The sequence below is a fragment of the Paenarthrobacter nicotinovorans genome, from assembly GCF_021919345.1.
Classification (GTDB): domain Bacteria; phylum Actinomycetota; class Actinomycetes; order Actinomycetales; family Micrococcaceae; genus Arthrobacter; species Arthrobacter nicotinovorans.
The window spans coordinates 97423-114650 of the sequence record NZ_CP089293.1 but is presented as its reverse complement, the minus strand read 5'-3'; the positions used below and the strand labels follow the sequence as shown (position 1 = coordinate 114650).

The following is a 17228-nucleotide window of genomic DNA, read 5'->3' as shown; positions in this document are numbered from 1 at the left end:
ACGACTCCCTTTTGCGTTGGTTATGGGGTTCGGGGATCAATTGTTCGGCACCAGGGGGGCCTTGCCGCAAGCCCCCGGGTGGGTTATACATTGAATATGGAAGGGATAATTCCCTTCCTTTTTTGTGCCCGTTTCATGCCCGGGTTGCGTGCCCGCCCCTTGCGCGTTGGGTAGGGTTGCCGGATGCGTTCACGACTGACCGGAACCCAGCTCTCCGCACTCTACGACCTGGAAAACCGCTGGGCAGAGGACGACGATTTCTTCTTCGACTTCGTGAACGAGCAAGCAAACCGACGGGTCCTGGACCTGGGGTGCGGGACGGGGAGAATCACCTTGGCATTGGCCGCCCAGGGGCATGACATGGTGGGCGTCGATCCGAATCCCGACTCCCTCGCGGCCGCCCGCGGCAAGCCTGGCGCTGATGGTGTCAGGTGGATCGCAGGCACATCGGCCCAGATCCCGGAGGGGGAAGTTTTCGACGTCGCAATCATGACGGCGCACGTCGCCCAGGCCATCCACGACGACGGCGAATGGTCCCGTACGCTTGCCGACGTTCACCGCGCGTTGATACCCGGGGGGCGGTTGGCCTTCGATTCCCGGGACCCGGCTGCCCGCGCATGGGAAAGCTGGACGCCGACGGCGACGCGGCGCCGGCACACGCTTCCCGACGGCACAGCGGTGGAAACGTGGATGGAGAGTGATCAGCTCCCCGAAGGACTCGTTACCCTCACCGAATACCGTGTCCTCGACGAAAGCAGCAGTGAGACAGGGACCTCGATGCTTGCGTTCCGCCCAGAGGAACAACTGCGCCGGGATCTGGGCACAGCGGGATTCACCGTGGAAGGGATCCTCGGCGGCTGGGCCGGCGAAAGCGTGGGCAGCGGCCAGGGCGAGCTGATCGTCCTGGCGCGCAAGCCCAGCTGACTAAAGAACCGGAAGGACCTCAAGGCCACCAAGGTACTTCTGCAGCGCCTTGGGAACATTGACCGAACCATCAGGGTTCTGGTGGTGCTCCAGGATGGCCACGATCCAGCGCGTAGTGGCCAGGGTGCCGTTCAGCGTTGCAACGGCACGTGTTCCCTTGGCTACGCCTTCGTCGTTGACCACGCGTTCACGGATGTTCAGGCGACGGGCCTGGAACGTGGTGCAGTTGGACGTGGACGTGAGCTCTCGGTAGGCGTTCTGCGTGGGGACCCAGGCTTCACAGTCGAACTTCCGGGCCGCGGACATGCCGAGATCACCGGCAGCGGTGTCGATGACGCGGTAGGGAAGCTCGCACTTGGCTAGCATCTCCTCTTCCCAGGCCAGCAGGCGCTCGTGCTCGGCGGCTGCTTCTTCAACCGTGGTGTAGATGAACATCTCCACCTTGTTGAACTGGTGCACACGGATGATGCCGCGGGTGTCCTTGCCGTGCGAACCGGCCTCGCGGCGGTAGCAGGAGCTCTGGCCGGCATAGCGGATGGGGCCTGCTGAGAGGTCCAGGATTTCGTCTGCGTGGTAGCCGGCGAGGGCCACCTCCGAGGTTCCCACCAGGTAAAGGTCGTCTTCAGCGAGACGGTAGATCTCGGCGTCGTGCTTTACGTCGAAACCGGTGCCCTGCATGGTCTCCGGACGCACCAAAGTGGGGGTGATCATGGGGACGAAGCCGGCGTCGATGGCCTGCTCCATGGCCATCTGCAGCAGTGCCATTTCCAGCCGGGCGCCCACGCCGCGGAGGAAGTAGAAGCGTGAGCCGGAAACCTTGGCGCCACGCTCCATGTCGATCGCGCCGATCAGTTCACCGATTTCCAAGTGGTCCTTCGGCTCAAAGTCGGTGAACTCACGCGGTGTGCCGACGGTCTTGACCACAACGTAGTCGTCCTCGCCGCCCTCGGGAACGCCGTCCACCACCAGGTTGGGGATGACGCGCAGCAGCTCGTCCTGCTTGGCCTGGGCAGCGGCTGCCTCTGCGGACGCGGCCTTCACCGAGTTGGCAAGTTCCTTGACCTCGGCCAGCAGGGCCTGCTTCTCCTCGCCCTTGGCCTGGGCCACCTTTTTGCCGAAGGCGTTCTGCTCGGCGCGGAGGGTCTCGTGGCGGATCAGCGCAGCACGGCGGTCGGAGTCAGCGGAGATGATCGCGTCCACAACGGACTCGTCGACGCCACGGGCGCGCTGGCTGGCACGGAACTTGTCCGGATTTTCGCTGAGGTCTTTTACGTCGATCACCACACAAGACTATCGAATCAGCCACGGATTTCCGGTCCGCAGGGCCAAAAGCGGGCAGCTCTGCGGACGCGGCAAAGTCAGGGGTGCCCATGAGGATAGTGTTGGAGCACGATGAACGACTGGATCCTGTACGTGATTCTCGCTGGGGGCGTGGCTTTTGCCGTCTCGAGCTGGTGGGGCGTGCGCAGGCTGAAAGCCAGGCACATCAGGAGCGCGGTACGGGAGGAAGCACACAAGCCCGGCCCGGGAGACCAAAAGGTCGCCGTGATCCTCAACCCCGTCAAGAACAACGCCGCCGTGGCCCGCCAGGCGATCATTGATGCTTGCGACCTCGCCGGTTGGGACGCTCCGAAATTCTTCGAAACCACGGTGGAGGATCCCGGTTACGGCCAGTCGCGCCAGGCCTTGGCGGACGGGGCCGACGTCGTTCTGGCGTGCGGCGGCGACGGTACCGTACGCGTTGTGGCCGAGTCGCTGGCGCATAAGGACGTTGCCATGGGCCTGGTCCCGTTGGGCACGGGAAACCTGCTGGCACGAAACGTGGACCTGGACGTCACGAACCTCGCCGAGTGCATCCAGACAGCCTTGTTTGGCCACCAGCGCTACATCGATACCGCCACCATGGGGATCGAGAACGACATCACGGGGACCAAAGGGGAACACACTTTCCTGGTGATCGCGGGCATGGGCCTGGACGCTGAGGTCGTCGGAGACACGAAGGAAGACCTCAAGAAAAGCGTCGGCTGGCTCGCCTACACGGAGGCGGGTGTCCGGCACCTGCCCGGCCGCCGAAAACGCGTCACCATCACCATGGATGACGAGCCCGAGCAGGCACGCAAAATCCGTAGTGTCCTGTTTGCCAACTGTGGTTTGATCCCCGGCGGCATCGACTTCATCCCGCAGGCCATGATCGACGACGGCATGCTGGACATCGTGGTGATGAGCCCCCGCAGCGCCTTTGGGTGGCTGGCCATGTACACAAAGGTCCTGTTCAAGCACAACCGGAACCTGCCCATGATGAGCTTCTACCGGTCCGGCAAAGTGGTGATCCGCAGCCAGGAACCCATGGCCACACAGCTCGACGGCGACCCGTCGGGTGAAGCGACGACCGTCACCGTTCAGGTGGCCCCGGGTTCCCTGCTGGTGCGGGTGCCGAAGGCAAAGTCCGTCTAGACCAAACCGGCGTCCGGCTTGGCGGCCTTCTCTTCAGCTTCCTCAGTGGCGGCTTTTGCGGCCGCGCGGGCCTCGGCCTGCTCCTTGATCATTGCTTGTTCTTCTTCAAAGCGGAGCCGGTCTGCCCGATCGGCTTCATCGCCATTCCAGTCGTCCTGGTTTTCGCCTGTGGGCTTCGGATTGACGATCATGCCCTGGCCGTCTTTGTCATCCCGGTGTACAGACATGACCGCTCCTTTCGTTGATGCATTCATCCATCGTTTGTGGATCAAGCAAGCATACGCACAGTTCTGCCAAGGGGAAAGGGCGTTGGCCGTGCCCTGTGGAGAAGGCTCACTGGCCCTTCAGGATCGAGTCGACCCAGGCGTGCGCGGACGCGAAGGCAGCGTCTGAAGTGTGTGGGGCAACCACAGCAGCCTGCTTGTCGGCCCGCGCGTAGGAGCCAAGGAAGCGCGTTGCCGGGCTGATCCGGTGAAGGCCGGCCAAGGCATCAGCCACCCGGGAATCGGAGGCGTGGCCGTCGGCGTCGATGCTGAAGAAATAGTGGCCAAGGTACTGACCCGTGGGCCGGGATTCGATGCGGCTGAGGTTCACGCCCCGGGAGGCGAACTGGTCCAGGATTTCCATGAGGGCGCCGGGGTGGTCTTCGGGCAGTGGAACAACGACGGTGGTCTTGTCGGCACCGGTCCGTTCCGGCAAAGCCCCCGGCCGGCTCACCAGGATGAACCGGGTCACGGCGTCCGGGTTGTCTCCGATGTCCCGTGCCAGGACGTTGAGGCCGGGTTGCTCGTCGGCAATCAGCGGGCCGCAGATGGCGGCTTCGTAGGGCGCATCCTCGTCCAGCAACCCCATGGCCGCCGCTGCCGTGGACGAACCCGGTACGTAATCGGCCCCCGGCAAATGCGTATCCACCCAGAGCCGGCATTGCGCCCAGGCGTGCCCGTGCGTGGAGATCCGCTTGATGTCGGAAAGCCCGACGCCGGGCCTCGCCACGAGCACGAAGGTGATGGGAACAAGGGCCTCGCGGATGATCCGCAGCTCCTGTCCCGTGGCAATCGCGTCCAGGGTGGCAGTAACCCCGCCCTCCACCGAGTTTTCGATGGGAACCATGGCCGCGTCCGCTTCGCCCTGGCGCACCCGTTCGAGTGCCGTATTGACGTTGGTGCAGGGAATCCGTGTGGCGTCAGCAGCACCCGGAACCTGCAGGAGGGCCGCTTCAGTGAACGTGCCTTCAGGTCCCAGGAAGGTGTACGTAGCTGCTGGCATTGAGTATTCCTTGCTGGTTATATACGAGGTTGGTGACGGCCGGGCGGGGGCTACAGCACCACTGGCTTGAGGCCGTTGTCAGAGACCATCGGCTTGCCGGCTTCGAACCACATGTCCATTCCGCCGGCGACGTTCACGGCCGAGTAGCCCTGGCCCACCAGCCACTGGACCGCGCGGAAGGACCGCCCACCGGTCCTGCAGATGACGAAGAAGTCCTCGTCCGGATCAAGTTCGTCCAAGCGCGCGGGCAACTGGTCCATGGGGATGTGGCGTGCGCCTTCGGCGTGCCCGGCCACCCATTCGTAGTCTTCGCGGACATCCAGGATGCTGGCACCGGCCGGAATATCGCCCACAGGCACGGTATCGAAGTCGCTCATGGTGGATCCTTCCCATCGATTAAGGTCAGCATCCAGCCTAGTCCCCGGAGCCTGACCCCGTAACGCGGCGGACGGCTTCGCTTGCGCGCAGTGGCTTGGGCGTTAAGACTGGTGACCAAGCACTCCCCCACAACCGGCTACTAGGAGCAACCCATGGCTGCTGGGCAACCCACGATTCTGGCCACCTCCGGCGGGTACAAGCCGGGTGAGCGGACCAGGATCGAGTTCAACCACCTGATGCACTACGCCGTGGAACTGTCCGGCGTGACGGGCCGGGCGCCCCGGGTGACGCACATCGGCACGGCATCCGGTGATCAACGATGGTGGGCCGCTGAGATGGACCAGGCTGCGCGCATCGCCGGGTTCGACTTCAGCCACCTCAATCTCTTCACCATGCCCAACATCGACGATCCGGAAGCCCATCTGCTGGAGCAGGACGTGGTGTGGGTCAATGGCGGCTCCGTTGTAAACCTGCTGGCCGTTTGGCGTGCACACGGACTGGACCGGATCCTCCGCAAGGCGTGGGAGGGCGGGGTTGTCCTTGCCGGGGTTTCAGCGGGATCCATTTGTTGGTATCAGGGCGGTGTGACGGACTCCTTCGGGCCGGAGTTGCGCCCGGTCACCGACGCCCTGGGCTTCCTCCCTTACGGCAACGGTGTCCACTACGATTCCGAGCTGCGCCGGGCGCCCGCAATCCACAAGCTCGTGGCCGACGGCACGCTGGGCGAGACGCACTGCACGGACGACGGCGTGGGGCTGGTTTACCGGGGCACGGACCTCGTGGAGGTGGTGTCCGAAATCAAGAACAGGGCCGCGTTCCGCGTGACTGCGGGCGCCGGCGAGAGCGTGGATGCCGTGGCTGTGGAGGAACGGTTGGAGTCGCGTTTCCTTGGCTGATCCGTCGACGCAGGATCTTTCCGGACTAACCGCGGTCCAGCTCCGCGACGCCCTTGCCGCCGGGAAGCTCTCCGCCCGCGAGGCAACAGCGCACTTCGTGTCTTCGATCGGGCAGCGCAACCCGCACCTTGGCGCCTTTGTCACTGTTACGGCCGAGCAGGCACTCCTCGATGCCAAGACGGCCGACACCCTCCATGCGCGGTTGGTCCGGGAGGGCCGCCTGGAAGAGCTGCCGCTGCTGCACGGCATGCCGACGGCTTTCAAGGACCTCACCGATGTTGCCGGCGTCCCCACTACTCACGGCAGCGCCGCGCTGGACCACAAACCGGCGCCGGAGGACGGAGCCCTGGCGTCAACGCTGAAAGCCCAGGGTGTGGTTTCCCTGGGCAAGACCCAGGTGCCGGAATTCGGTTTGACGGCCTACAGCGAAAACCGCGTCGCACCGCCGTCGCGCAATCCGCATGCTCCGGGGCGAAGCTCCGGCGGCTCGTCGGGAGGCAGCGCTGCCGCGGTGGCCGCGGGACTTGTCCCGTTCGCACCAGGGACCGACGGCGGCGGCTCCATCCGGATTCCCGCCGCCGCCTGCGGGCTCGTGGGACTGAAACCGGGGCGGGGCCTGGTTCCTGCCGGGGTGGGCGCCGGGGATGCCGCCAAGTTGGTGGTTGCCGGGCCACTCGCACGGAATGCAGCGGACGCGGCGCTGCTCATGGACGCGCTGGTTCCCCCGGAACAAGCGCCCGACGGCGGCTTCCTCGACAATGTCGGCCGGGCGCCGGAATCCCTGAGAATCGGCGTCAGCTTGGACAGCCCGTGGGCCGGTGTGTACCCCTTCGAGATCGGGCAGGAAGCGCGGGATGCCCTGGAACTGGGCGTGAAGCTGCTGGAAGAAGCCCGACACAGCGTAGGCGAAGCGGAAATCCGATACGACAACCGCTACCCGGAAGCGTTCACCACCGCCTGGACTGCCGGCGTCGGGAGTGCCCGGATAGCACCCCCGCGCGAGCCACTGCTGACCCCGCTGACCAGGACCTTCCGTCGTCGGGCACAACAACGCAGCGCTTCCAAAGTCAGCGAGGCCTTGGCCTTTCTCCGGCAATTCGAACACGACACCATCGCGCAGTATGCGGAATGGGATCTCATTCTGATGCCTGCCTTGGCGCAAACGCCGCGCCCCATCGGGTGGTTCACGGGCGGTGGGCACAGCGGCGAGCCCTGGCCGAGCGAGTGGGCGGGCGACGCGGATGAGGATTACAAACGGCAGTGCCAGTATGCACCGTGGTCGTCAATGGTGAACGTGTGCGGACTGCCCGCTGTCAGCATTCCTGTTCACACCACGGCGGCCGGATTGCCCATGGGAATCCAGCTCATTGGCCCGGCAGGTTCAGAACTGAAACTCCTGCAGCTTGCGTGTTCCCTGGAGGCCGCAAAAATGCCTGTCTAGTATATGGAAGGTGGTTGCCTGGGGCATTCATCGATGTGACAATGCCCGCAGTCAGTGCCAGCATTAAGAAAATGAGCACACCCCAAACCACGGCTGAGTCCGCAAAGCCAGCGGGCGATACGTCGTTCTTCGGCCACCCAAAGATGTTGGCCAGCCTCTTCTCCGTGGAAATGTGGGAGCGTTTCTCCTTCTACGGCATGCAAGGAATCCTGCTCTACTACATGTACTTCACCGCCGAGCAGGGCGGTCTCTCCATCGACCAGGGCCTCGCCGCTGGTTTGGTGGGCGCGTACGGTGGCGGCGTTTACCTGTCGACGATCCTCGGCGCCTGGCTCGCCGACCGTCTCTTCGGTTCCGAGAAAGTCCTTTTCGGTTCGGCCATCATGATCATGGCCGGCCACATCGCACTGGCCCTCCTGCCCGGCATTCCGGGCCTCATCGCCGGCCTGGTGCTGGTAGGCATCGGTTCCGGCGGCCTGAAAGCCAACGCAACGGCGCTGGTAGGTACCCTTTACGGTGAGAAGGATGAGCGCCGCGACGCCGGCTTCTCCATCTTCTACATGGGCATCAACCTGGGCGGTCTTATTGGCCCGCTGGTCACAGGTTGGCTGCAGACGAGTTACGGCTTCCACATCGGCTTCGGCGCTGCAGCGGTGGGTATGGCGATCGGCCTGGTCATCTACTCCTTGGGCCGCAAGCGCCTCCCGGACGAAGCACACCGCGTTCCCAACCCGCTCCCGGCGAAGGACCGCACCAAGTACGGCCTGATCTTCCTGGGCATCCTGATTGTGGTGGCCGTCCTGCTCGGCACTGGATTGGTCAACGCCAACAACCTGGCCAGCAGCATGGCTTACGCCGCGATCGGCGCCGCAGTGATCTACCTCTTCCTGATCTTCCGTAGCCCGTTGGTGACCGGCCTGGAGCGCAAGCGCGTAGTGGCCTTCATCCCCTTGTTCATTGCATCGGCCGGGTTCTGGGCACTGTTCCAGCAGCAGTTCACGTTCATCGCCGTGTACTCGCAGGAGAAGCTGGACCGTAACCTGTTCGGCTGGGAAATGCCCGCCGCATGGGTCCAGTCCATCAACCCCGTCTTCATCATCATCTTCGCCGGTGTGATGGCTGCCCTGTGGACGAAGCTTGGCTCCAAGCAACCGAGTTCACCGTTGAAGTTCTCCGCGGGCCTGCTCATCATGGGCCTGGCGTTCCTGGCGTTCATCCCGCTGGCCGGAGAAGGCAAGACCCCGCTGCTGGCCCTGGTGGGGATCCTGTTCCTGTTCACCCTTGCCGAGTTGTTCCTGTCTCCCATCGGCCTGTCCGTGAGCACCAAGCTCGCACCGCAGGCATTCCACACCCAGATGGTGGCACTGTTCTTCCTGTCGGTCTCGCTCGGAACCACCTTGGCAGGCATCCTCGCAGGGCTGTACAACCCCGACGACGAGCTCCCCTACTTCCTGGGCATCGGCGGCGTGGCAGTGGTCCTGGCCGTTGGACTTGCCGCGGCATCGCCGGCAATCAAGAAGTTGATGGGCGGCGTTCGCTAGGACTTTTGCCCAGCGACACGCAAACGGACCAGCGCCGCCCACATCCGGGCAGCGCTGGTCCGTTTCTCTGTCCCCGGCGAATTTGGGTGGCGTAGCCTGCATTAACCAACGACGGCGCCCCTTGCGTCAGGCGGGATTCCCACCTGACGCAAGGGGCGCCGTCGAACGTTTTTGTTTAGTAGTTGTACCTGTTGGTGGAGGCACCGATGGCGGCGAAGAAGATGATGCCGAACACCACCGTCAGCGCGATTCCGAGGTAACCCATCACCAAACCGGCGATCGCCATGCCCTTGCCTGCAGGTTCACGCTTAAGTGCGAGGTGGCCCAGGATCACGGCAGCGATCTGCGGGAGGATGAAGAATCCGAAGCCGATGTAGACGGCGATACCGCACACCATGCTGGCGATGCTCAGGCCCTTGGGCTGGGTGGGCGTTGCGTAGTAGGCGGGCTGGCCATACGGAGACTGCGGCTGGCCGTAGGGCTGCTGGCCGAAAGCCTGCTGCTGGTACGGGCTCGGCGGCTGGCCGTACGGCGAGGCAGGCTGCTGGCTGTAGTCGCCCGGGGTGTAGGCGTCCTGGTTGCCCGGCTGGCCGTAGGTGTTCTGCTGGCCGTAAGCGTTCTGCTCATACGGCGGCAGCGGCTGGGTGGCGTTGCCCTGGTCGAACGACTGGGCTGGCGGCTCGAACGCCGGCGGGACGGGAGCGCCCGGGGCCGGCGGGACGGGAGCACCCGGGGCCGGCGGGACGGGAGCGCCCGGGGCCGGCGGGTTCTGCTCGGGAGCTCTGAACTGCGCCGGAGGAACGTACTGCGGCGGCTCGTAGCCGGCCGGCTTATCCTCGTTACCCTTGGATGGCTGATCTGACATAGGAATCCCCCTGAATGTGGTCTTTGATCCCAACACTACCGCCGTCCGGGGCCGCATATAAGGTAGCGCGCATTGTGGCGGCCGGCTCTCTCGGCGGAAGGCCGGCACTAAGGTCACTTATGGTAAACGCGGAGTGAACCTTTGGGCGATACCGGGAGATATCGTCCGAAGAAGTCCGCCATTCGGCGTCACAGGGGCCGGATCACGGACATTTCGTGTCAGCGGGGCCTTCGGTCTGGCATGCTGGACCCCATGGCTAGCCGAGCGGGCACAGTTGCCCTTCCCCAGGACCTTGTTGACATCACAGCCCTGCTGGACGCGTATTTCGACGTAGCTCCGGACTTGGGCGATCCCGCGCAGCGCGTGGCGTTTGGAACGTCGGGGCACCGCGGTTCCAGCTTGAAGGCGTCGTTCAATGAGCCGCACATCCTTGCCATCACACAGGCAATCGTTGAGTACCGTGGCCGTCAGGGCATCACCGGGCCGCTGTTCATTGGCCGCGACACGCATGCCTTGAGCGAGCCGGCGCAGAACTCCGCGTTGGAGGTGCTGGCCGCCAATGGTGTGACCGTTCTGGTGGATGCCCGCCACGGATACACACCCACTCCGGCCCTGAGCCACGCGATCCTCAAGTACAACCGTGAAGCTGCGCCGGGCACACCCCAGGCCGATGGCATCGTGGTTACCCCCAGCCACAACCCGCCGGGCGACGGTGGCTTCAAGTACAACCCCCCGCACGGTGGCCCGGCCGACACCGACGCCACTGGCTGGATCGCCGACCGCGCCAACCAGTTGCTCGAGAACGGGCTCCGCGGCGTCAAGCGCATGCCGCTCAACGATGCCCTGGCTGCTGACACCACCGGCAAGTTCGACTTCCTCAGCAGCTACGTCGACGACCTCCCGTCGGTGCTGAACCTCGACGCCATCCGCGAGGCCGGCGTCCGCATCGGCGCCGACCCCATGGGTGGAGCTTCCGTGGACTACTGGGGCGAGATCGGCGAGCGCCACCAGCTCAACCTGACCGTGGTGAACCCTACCGTGGACCCGCAGTGGGCCTTCATGACCCTCGACTGGGACGAGAAGATCCGCATGGACTGCTCATCGCCGTCGGCCATGGCGTCGCTGATCAAGCGGATGTCCGATTCCACCGGCTCCTCGGGCGCGGGCTCAGCGTTCGATATTGCCACGGGTAACGACGCCGACGCCGACCGCCACGGGATCGTGACGCCCGACGGTGGGCTGATGAACCCGAACCACTACCTCGCCGTCGCCATCGACTACCTGTACCGCAACCGCAGCGGCTGGAACCCGGACTCAGTAGTCGGCAAGACGCTGGTGTCTTCCTCGATCATCGACCGCGTTGCCGCCGGACTCGGCCGCAAGCTGGTCGAAGTTCCGGTCGGCTTCAAGTGGTTCGTCCCGGGCCTCCTGTCCGGCGAAGGGGCTTTCGGCGGCGAAGAATCTGCCGGCGCCTCCTTCAACAAGCTTGATGGCAGCGTGTGGACCACGGACAAGGACGGAATCCTGCTGGCCTTGCTGGCGTCGGAGATCACCGCTGTGACGGGCAAGTCGCCGTCGCAGTTGTACAAGGGCCTCACCGACCAGTTCGGCGCACCTGTGTATGCACGCATCGACGCCGCCGCAACGCGAGAGCAGAAGGCAAAGCTGGGCAAGCTCTCCGCTGCCGACGTCACTGCCACCTCCCTTGCCGGCGAGGAGATCACTGCCAAGCTCACCGAGGCCCCCGGAAACGGCGCTTCGATCGGTGGTCTGAAGGTCGTCACCGAGAACGCCTGGTTCGCGGCCCGCCCTTCCGGCACCGAGGACGTCTACAAGATCTATGCCGAGTCGTTCAAGGGCGCAGACCACCTGAAGCAAGTTCAGGAAGAGGCCAAGGCGCTGGTGGACGGGGTCATCGCGTAGTGTCGGGGCCGCTGATCGAGGAGATGTCCCCAGCGGAGGAGGAGTGGATCCAGGATCTTCTCCGTTCATTCCAGCAAGTGGGTTCGGCGGTGGACGGCCCTGGGAGCGATCATCCACGCACTGATCTCGAGTACATCGACGCCCTGTGGCAGATGACTGTCAACCATGTCGAGGATGAGCCCGATTTCGATCCCAACGCGATGATCAACATCATGGGCGCGGCTCTTGGGGATCACCTCATCAGGGAGGTCCGCGGGCTTCGGTGGGTTCTGGGCACCTACCCGGACGGCGTAACGGAAGCCACAGTGCACCACCAGACCGGCAACATTGTGGTGCATCCGATGAACTTCATCGGCAAACGCTGGCCCACCCGCTCGGAGGAACCGGGCACCTGGATATCGCAACAGGCAGCTGGCCTGGTCCAGGGGATTCAGGGGGCGCTTGCGGCGGCATCTGGTGGTACCAACGCCGCGCAAAAAAACTAGCGACACAGAAACGGATTGAGGACACCTGAATTTGGGTGTCCTCAATCCGTTTCTGCGTCATCAGGCGTTATGGGTGTCCTGGACGACGGCCCCGGGATGACTAGACGGTGCGGACGACGTCGTCGTAAGCGAACTTCGGCTTGGCTTCGCCCCAGGCGTCCGGGCCGGGCTGTCCGATGTTGACCACGAGGAAGCTCTTCTGGTCGCCGGCCGGGAAGAACTCGGCGTCGATGGCGGCGAAGTCAGCGCCGGTCATCGGGCCCGCGGCGAAACCGAGGGAGCGCACGGCCAGGATGAAGTAGCCGGCCTGGAGGTGGGCGTTGTTGTTGCCGGTGGAGGCAGCGAAGGCGGGATCGGCGTCGTACATTGCCTTGGGGGCGCCGTACTCGGGGAGGAACTTGTCCCACTGTCCCTGCCAGTCGGTGTCGTAAGACAGGATGGCGACGAGCGGAGCTGAGGCGGTCTTCGCCTGGTTGCCGCGGGACAGGTGGTCTACCAGCTTGGCCCGGGCTTCGTCGGAGCGGACGTACGTCACGCGGAGCGGCTGGGAGTTGAAGGCGGTGGGGCCGAACTTGGTGAGCTCGTAGATGGCGCGGGCCTGCTCCTCGGTGACCTCACCGGAGAAGCTGTTGGCGGTACGGGCTTCGGCAAAAATGGCGTCGACTGCTGCGGCGTCAATGACTGCTTCTTCGTGGGCAATCGTCATTTGTGAACCTTTCGCTGGGCCCTGACCCTGGGCTGGCCGGGCACTTCTGCTTTCCATGGTTGCAACTTCAACTTCCGCTGTCCTCTTCCCATGACGGCCCGTGACGTTGGGCACAGCGGGAAAATGGGTAGCATCGTTTTTACTAGCCGGCGCCCGTTGTGGGTTGGCGTCTCAACTGTGGGAATGACGACACCAGAAGGGGCCTGATGCCTACCTTTCCCCTGGCGGCCCCTCGACGGGCCCTGGCAGTACTTGTCCTGCTGCTTCTGGCGTTCCTGCTCCCCTCCACCCAAGCTTGGGCCTTGGACCGGCAACCGGCCGACGGCGACGATCCCGGCCAGCGCTACTTCGGAACTTTGCTCGACTGGGACAAGGACTCAGCTGCGGACTACGCCCAGCGCCTCGGCGAGCCAGCTGCCCTGTACGGACAGAACGTATCCATGCCCATGGACGAAGGCGGCCTGGATTACCTCAAGGGTTACTTCTCCCAGGTAGCCGGCCTAGGCTCCCACGCGCTGCTCACCGTACGTCCCGGAATTTCCCTCCGGGACGTCAGCGACGACGCCGCAGCCACTTTTGCGCGTCAAATCACGACGGCGGCTGCCGGCTTCAGGGGCAAGGTCTTCGTCCGCTTCGCACCGGAAATGAACGCCCCATGGGTGGCTTGGGGCCAGGAACCCGAAGCATACCGGGCAGCATTTGGCCGGGTTGCTGCCGCGCTCAAGAGCAGCCTGCCAGATCCCGTGATGGTGTGGTCGCCGACAGCGGAGAAGGACTACCCGTTCCAGACGGCCACGTCCACGCCACCCAAAGGCGTCCCCTTGGCCTCGCTGGACACCAACGCTAACGGCGTCTGGGACCTCGACGACTCCGCGTTTGACCCCTACTACCCGGGCGATGACGTTGTGGACTGGATAGGCCTGTCCATTTATCACGACACCACCGGTGCAGGCTCCGCCCAGAACACCCTCCCTGCGGCCGACGAGTTCAACGATTCCCTGCACGCGTCCAGTGGTGGCACCGGAACGGACAATTTTTATGGCACCTATGTACAAGCCCGGAACAAGCCGCTGCTGATCGAAACCGGGGCTTTCTACTCGCCAGGAGCCGGCGGCGCCGCAGAGATTGACGTCAAGCAGACGTGGTGGCACCAGGTCTTCGCGTCGGTGGCCCAGCCCGAGAATGGGTCCGTCCGGGCAGTGGTCTGGAACGAAACTACCGATGCTCGCGATCAGAGCAAGGTGTCCATTGACTGGCGCACCACCGCCCAACCGTTGCTGGCCGCTCCGTTCCGAACCTCTTTGGACACCTCCGGCCTAAGGGTCGGTCCTGTCACCGAGAAGGGGCTGAAGGACGTTCCGGGTCTTGAGATCCCGCAAACGAAGTCCGGCACTGTGATCCGTGGATGGGCTGCATGGGCTACCGCCGGAACGGTCCTCGTGGCCGTCGCGGCACTCTGGCTTCTGTCATCGCGGGCGGCCCCCAACAAGTGGTCGTACACGGGTTCCGGCAGGCGGGATGCCAGGATCGACATGCTCCGCGGACTGGCGATCGTCTTCGTGGTGGTCAACCACGTGGGCATCAATTCGGTTTTCCAACTGCTGAGCCAGGAGACCATCGGAGTGGTCTCCGGGGCGGAACTCTTTGTCATGCTCTCCGGGGTGGTGCTCGGCATGGTCTACGGGCCGCGCATCTCCACGGAGCTGGGGGACGTGGTGGACGGGACAACCAAGCGGGCGTGGAAGCTCTACTTCACCGCCCTGGCCGTGGTCCTGATTGTCTACGGTCTGAGCCTGCTCCCCTTCATTAACGCCGCTGCCGTCACCACCTTCACCGATCAAGGCACAGGCGCAGCCGGGCATTCAGCCGCCGGAACGACCTATGACCTTTACGCCGGGATGGAAGGTTTGCTGCAGTTTCCGGTCCCGCAGGGCCTGATTCCGGCCCTGCTGTTGTTGCAGGTCGGTCCGTGGCAGTTCAACATCATGGGCCTCTACGTCATCCTGTTGTTGATCAGCCCTTTGATCCTGGTGGCACTGTCCCGCGGACTCACCTGGCTGGTGCTTACGGTCAGTCTGGCGCTCTACATCGGTGGATCCGTGTTCCGGTTCCGGTTGCTTCCCTCGCAGTTCGAGGACTCCTTTCCCCTGCTCGTGTGGCAGTTGCTGTTCGTCCTCGGCATGACTGCGGGGTTCCACCGCCAACGAATCATCGACTGGTTCGCCCATCCCCGTCAGCGGATTCTTCTGGGCGTGTGCGTTTTCCTGGCCGCAGCCTGCGCGCTTTTCTCGTGGAGCGGACCCTATCTGACAAACCAGTTGGATGTGCGCCTTGCCCTCATCCCGGAGACCACGTTCAGGTACCTCTACGACACCTTCTTCGGCCGCACTTATCTGGGCCCGGGCCGTGTTGTGAATGTCCTCGTCATTACCATCGCCCTTTATGCCCTCCTGAGTGCGTTCTGGAAGCCGCTCTCACGCGCTGTTGGCTGGTTCCTCATACCTCTTGGCCAAGCCACCCTGTACGTGTTCATCATGCACGTGTTCTTCATCGTGGCTATCGCCAACATCCCGGCGCTGCGGGACGGCAACCTCTGGCTGAACTCGGCCGTGTACGCAGCTTTACTCGCCATTCTGTGGGTCATGGTGAAAACGAAGTTCCTCTTCAAGCTGGTTCCACGGTAAGCAGCTTTAGCGGGGCGGGGCGGGTACTTTGGCGGTAATGTTGCACCGAATCCCAATACTCTTCTGAGGAAGGCTCCGCCATGAGCATGCTCGGCACCAAATGGAAGCTCCACGGTAATGGCAAGTCCATCCGCCCCGGTCACGTGGTGGCACCCGATGAGCGGCTCGCCTGGCCCCTGACCATCGGCATCGGCATGCAGCATGTAGTTGCGATGTTCGGGGCGACTTTCCTGGTCCCGATCATCACGGGCATGCCACCGGCCACCACGCTGTTCTTCTCCGGTATCGGCACACTGCTGTTCCTCGTCATCACCAAGGGGCGAGTGCCCAGCTACCTGGGATCGAGCTTCGCGTTCATCGCCCCGATCATGGCGTCCCAGCAGCAGTACGGCGTTGGTGGCGCCTTGGGCGGCGTGGTGCTTGCCGGCGTCGTACTGGCGCTTATTGGTGCGGTGGTTCAGAAGTTCGGCGCCGAATGGATCAACCGGCTCATGCCGCCGATCGTCACCGGCGCCATTGTCGCGCTGATCGGCCTGAACCTGGCTCCGGCGGCGAAGGCGAACTTCGACCTGGCGCCCGTTACCGCGCTCATCACGCTGGTGACGATCATCCTGGTTTCTGTACTGTTCCGAGGCATCCTTGGGCGCCTGAGCATTCTGGTGGGCGTCGTTGTCGGTTACCTCGTGGCGATGATGCGCGGCGAGGTCAGCTACGAAAAGATGGATGCCGCAGCCTGGGTTGGCTTGCCGTTTTTCCAGACGCCCGAATTCCACATCGGCGTAGTGGGTCTGTTTGTGCCGGTGGTGCTGGTGCTGGTGGCTGAGAACGTGGGGCACGTGAAGTCGGTAGCCGCCATGACGGGCCAGAACCTCGACGGCGTCTCCGGCCGCGCGCTGATGGCCGACGGCGCCGCGACGGTACTTGCCGGGTTCGGCGGCGGTTCCGGTACCACGACGTACGCGGAGAACATCGGCGTCATGGCGGCCACCAAGGTCTATTCGACGGCGGCCTACTGGGTGGCCGGCGTCTTCGCCATCCTGCTGAGCTTCTCCCCGAAATTCGGCGAACTGATCGCGACCGTCCCGCCGGGTGTCCTGGGCGGTGCCGCGACCATGCTCTACGGCATGATCGGCGTGCTTGGCGTGAAGATCTGGGTTCAGAACAAGGTCAACTTCTCCAACCCGATCAACCTCACCACCGCTGCTGTGGCCTTGATCATCGGCATCGCGGACTACACCTGGACCATCGGTGAGCTGAAGTTCACGGGCATTGCCCTTGGCTCCGCTGCTGCGCTGGTGATCTACCACGGCATGAAGGGACTGGCTCGCTGGCGCGGGACCGTCGCTGAGCCGGAAACCGAGACGGCGGGGCTGCCGCCAGCGGTGAAGTCGGCGATGAACGCTGCGGCCAAGCGGGGCGGGAAGAAAGGGAAGTAGGCGGTAGCAAGCGAGGCGCGGCATGCGACCCATTACCGACGCTGAGCGGGAAGTGCTCGACCTGTTTCTTTCCGTCGAATTCGAGGGCGTCGGTGCCTTCCGGAAGCAAGCGATGCACATTCTTGGAGTCGAGCCGGACTGCATTTGCGGTTGCCCTTCAATCAGGTTCCATGTCGACCGGGCGAAAGCGCCCGCCGCTCCGGAATTTTGCCTCATGCCTACAGAGGTC

General features: G+C 64.0%; 15 protein-coding genes. 9 read left to right on the top strand and 6 right to left on the bottom strand.

What is annotated here, in order from left to right:
• The first annotated feature begins 183 nt into the window (after positions 1–183).
• On the top strand, positions 184–924 hold the full coding sequence (locus tag JMY29_RS00565; protein ID WP_189076514.1) for a class I SAM-dependent methyltransferase: 741 nt from the start codon (positions 184–186) through the stop codon (positions 922–924).
• Here JMY29_RS00565 and serS read toward each other — a convergent pair whose 3' ends face one another.
• Positions 925–2205 (bottom strand): serine--tRNA ligase, encoded by a 1281-nt coding sequence (serS, locus tag JMY29_RS00560; RefSeq protein ID WP_189076513.1) that lies wholly within the window; start codon positions 2203–2205, stop codon positions 925–927.
• A gap of 111 nt (positions 2206–2316) precedes the next feature.
• On the opposite strand from serS, the gene JMY29_RS00555 reads away from it, so the two are divergent.
• Positions 2317–3378, top strand: coding sequence for a diacylglycerol/lipid kinase family protein (locus JMY29_RS00555; protein WP_018778375.1), 1062 nt, complete (start codon positions 2317–2319; stop codon positions 3376–3378).
• On the opposite strand, the gene JMY29_RS00550 is transcribed toward JMY29_RS00555, so the two are convergent.
• The 3 genes from JMY29_RS00550 to JMY29_RS00540 form a co-directional block, all read right to left on the bottom strand.
• Complete coding sequence (locus JMY29_RS00550) at positions 3375–3605, bottom strand: hypothetical protein (RefSeq protein ID WP_189076512.1); 231 nt, start codon at positions 3603–3605, stop codon at positions 3375–3377. The genes JMY29_RS00555 and JMY29_RS00550 overlap by 4 nt on opposite strands.
• A gap of 106 nt (positions 3606–3711) precedes the next feature.
• Positions 3712–4644 (bottom strand): prephenate dehydratase, encoded by a 933-nt coding sequence (pheA, locus tag JMY29_RS00545; RefSeq protein ID WP_189076511.1) that lies wholly within the window; start codon positions 4642–4644, stop codon positions 3712–3714.
• A gap of 50 nt (positions 4645–4694) precedes the next feature.
• The gene (locus JMY29_RS00540; RefSeq protein WP_018778378.1) at positions 4695–5021 is read right to left on the bottom strand and encodes a rhodanese-like domain-containing protein; all 327 of its coding nucleotides are present in this window, start codon (positions 5019–5021) and stop codon (positions 4695–4697) included.
• 153 nt (positions 5022–5174) lie between these two features.
• Here JMY29_RS00540 and JMY29_RS00535 point away from each other — a divergent pair, with 153 nt between their 5' ends.
• Genes JMY29_RS00535 through JMY29_RS00525 form a run of 3 tightly spaced genes read left to right on the top strand, consistent with a single transcriptional unit; the run spans position 5175 to position 8900 of the window.
• Positions 5175–5918 carry a Type 1 glutamine amidotransferase-like domain-containing protein gene (locus JMY29_RS00535; protein ID WP_189076510.1) on the top strand — a complete coding sequence of 248 codons (744 nt, stop codon included), beginning with the start codon at positions 5175–5177 and terminating at the stop codon, positions 5916–5918.
• A complete protein-coding gene (locus JMY29_RS00530; protein WP_229778661.1) occupies positions 5911–7359 on the top strand; it encodes an amidase in 1449 nt (482 codons plus the stop codon). Before JMY29_RS00535 ends, JMY29_RS00530 begins: the two co-directional genes overlap by 8 nt.
• 41 nt (positions 7360–7400) lie before the next feature.
• Positions 7401–8900 carry a peptide MFS transporter gene (locus JMY29_RS00525; RefSeq protein WP_039239111.1) on the top strand — a complete coding sequence of 500 codons (1500 nt, stop codon included), beginning with the start codon at positions 7401–7403 and terminating at the stop codon, positions 8898–8900.
• 175 nt (positions 8901–9075) lie between these two features.
• Here the strand turns inward: JMY29_RS00525 and JMY29_RS00520 are convergent, their stop codons facing one another.
• Positions 9076–9765: a DUF4190 domain-containing protein gene (locus tag JMY29_RS00520; RefSeq protein WP_189076508.1), complete on the bottom strand. Its 690-nt coding sequence runs from the start codon at positions 9763–9765 to the stop codon at positions 9076–9078.
• Between the two features lie 252 nt (positions 9766–10017).
• Between JMY29_RS00520 and pgm the strand changes: the two genes are divergently transcribed.
• Together pgm and JMY29_RS00510 are read left to right on the top strand one after the other, a co-directional pair.
• Positions 10018–11688, top strand: a complete 1671-nt coding sequence (pgm, locus tag JMY29_RS00515) for a phosphoglucomutase (alpha-D-glucose-1,6-bisphosphate-dependent) (RefSeq protein WP_026267259.1) — start codon at positions 10018–10020, stop codon at positions 11686–11688.
• A gap of 23 nt (positions 11689–11711) precedes the next feature.
• Positions 11712–12173 carry a DUF3806 domain-containing protein gene (locus JMY29_RS00510; protein WP_189076507.1) on the top strand — a complete coding sequence of 154 codons (462 nt, stop codon included), beginning with the start codon at positions 11712–11714 and terminating at the stop codon, positions 12171–12173.
• Positions 12174–12273: 100 nt separating this feature from the next.
• Here the strand turns inward: JMY29_RS00510 and JMY29_RS00505 are convergent, their stop codons facing one another.
• Complete coding sequence (locus tag JMY29_RS00505) at positions 12274–12879, bottom strand: malonic semialdehyde reductase (RefSeq protein ID WP_018778385.1); 606 nt, start codon at positions 12877–12879, stop codon at positions 12274–12276.
• Between the two features lie 206 nt (positions 12880–13085).
• Between JMY29_RS00505 and opgC the strand changes: the two genes are divergently transcribed.
• Positions 13086–15563 carry an OpgC domain-containing protein gene (gene opgC / locus JMY29_RS00500; protein ID WP_189076506.1) on the top strand — a complete coding sequence of 826 codons (2478 nt, stop codon included), beginning with the start codon at positions 13086–13088 and terminating at the stop codon, positions 15561–15563.
• Between the two features lie 80 nt (positions 15564–15643).
• Complete coding sequence (locus JMY29_RS00495; RefSeq protein ID WP_018778387.1) at positions 15644–16999, top strand: uracil-xanthine permease family protein; 1356 nt, start codon at positions 15644–15646, stop codon at positions 16997–16999.
• The last annotated feature ends 229 nt before the right edge of the window (positions 17000–17228 follow it).

Excerpts from the sequence above, each read along its gene's own strand:
- pgm (WP_026267259.1), top strand. The coding sequence starts at position 10,018 with ATGGCTAGCCGAGCGGGCACAGTTGCCCTTCCCCAGGACCTTGTTGAC.
- JMY29_RS00510 (WP_189076507.1), top strand. The coding sequence starts at position 11,712 with ATGTCCCCAGCGGAGGAGGAGTGGATCCAGGATCTTCTCCGTTCATTC.
- JMY29_RS00565 (WP_189076514.1), top strand. The coding sequence starts at position 184 with ATGCGTTCACGACTGACCGGAACCCAGCTCTCCGCACTCTACGACCTG.
- pheA (WP_189076511.1), bottom strand. The coding sequence starts at position 4,644 with ATGCCAGCAGCTACGTACACCTTCCTGGGACCTGAAGGCACGTTCACT.
- JMY29_RS00535 (WP_189076510.1), top strand. The coding sequence starts at position 5,175 with ATGGCTGCTGGGCAACCCACGATTCTGGCCACCTCCGGCGGGTACAAG.
- JMY29_RS00520 (WP_189076508.1), bottom strand. The coding sequence starts at position 9,765 with ATGTCAGATCAGCCATCCAAGGGTAACGAGGATAAGCCGGCCGGCTAC.
- opgC (WP_189076506.1), top strand. The coding sequence starts at position 13,086 with ATGCCTACCTTTCCCCTGGCGGCCCCTCGACGGGCCCTGGCAGTACTT.
- JMY29_RS00550 (WP_189076512.1), bottom strand. The coding sequence starts at position 3,605 with ATGTCTGTACACCGGGATGACAAAGACGGCCAGGGCATGATCGTCAAT.
- JMY29_RS00555 (WP_018778375.1), top strand. The coding sequence starts at position 2,317 with ATGAACGACTGGATCCTGTACGTGATTCTCGCTGGGGGCGTGGCTTTT.
- JMY29_RS00540 (WP_018778378.1), bottom strand. The coding sequence starts at position 5,021 with ATGAGCGACTTCGATACCGTGCCTGTGGGCGATATTCCGGCCGGTGCC.
- JMY29_RS00495 (WP_018778387.1), top strand. The coding sequence starts at position 15,644 with ATGAGCATGCTCGGCACCAAATGGAAGCTCCACGGTAATGGCAAGTCC.
- JMY29_RS00505 (WP_018778385.1), bottom strand. The coding sequence starts at position 12,879 with ATGACGATTGCCCACGAAGAAGCAGTCATTGACGCCGCAGCAGTCGAC.
- JMY29_RS00525 (WP_039239111.1), top strand. The coding sequence starts at position 7,401 with ATGCCCGCAGTCAGTGCCAGCATTAAGAAAATGAGCACACCCCAAACC.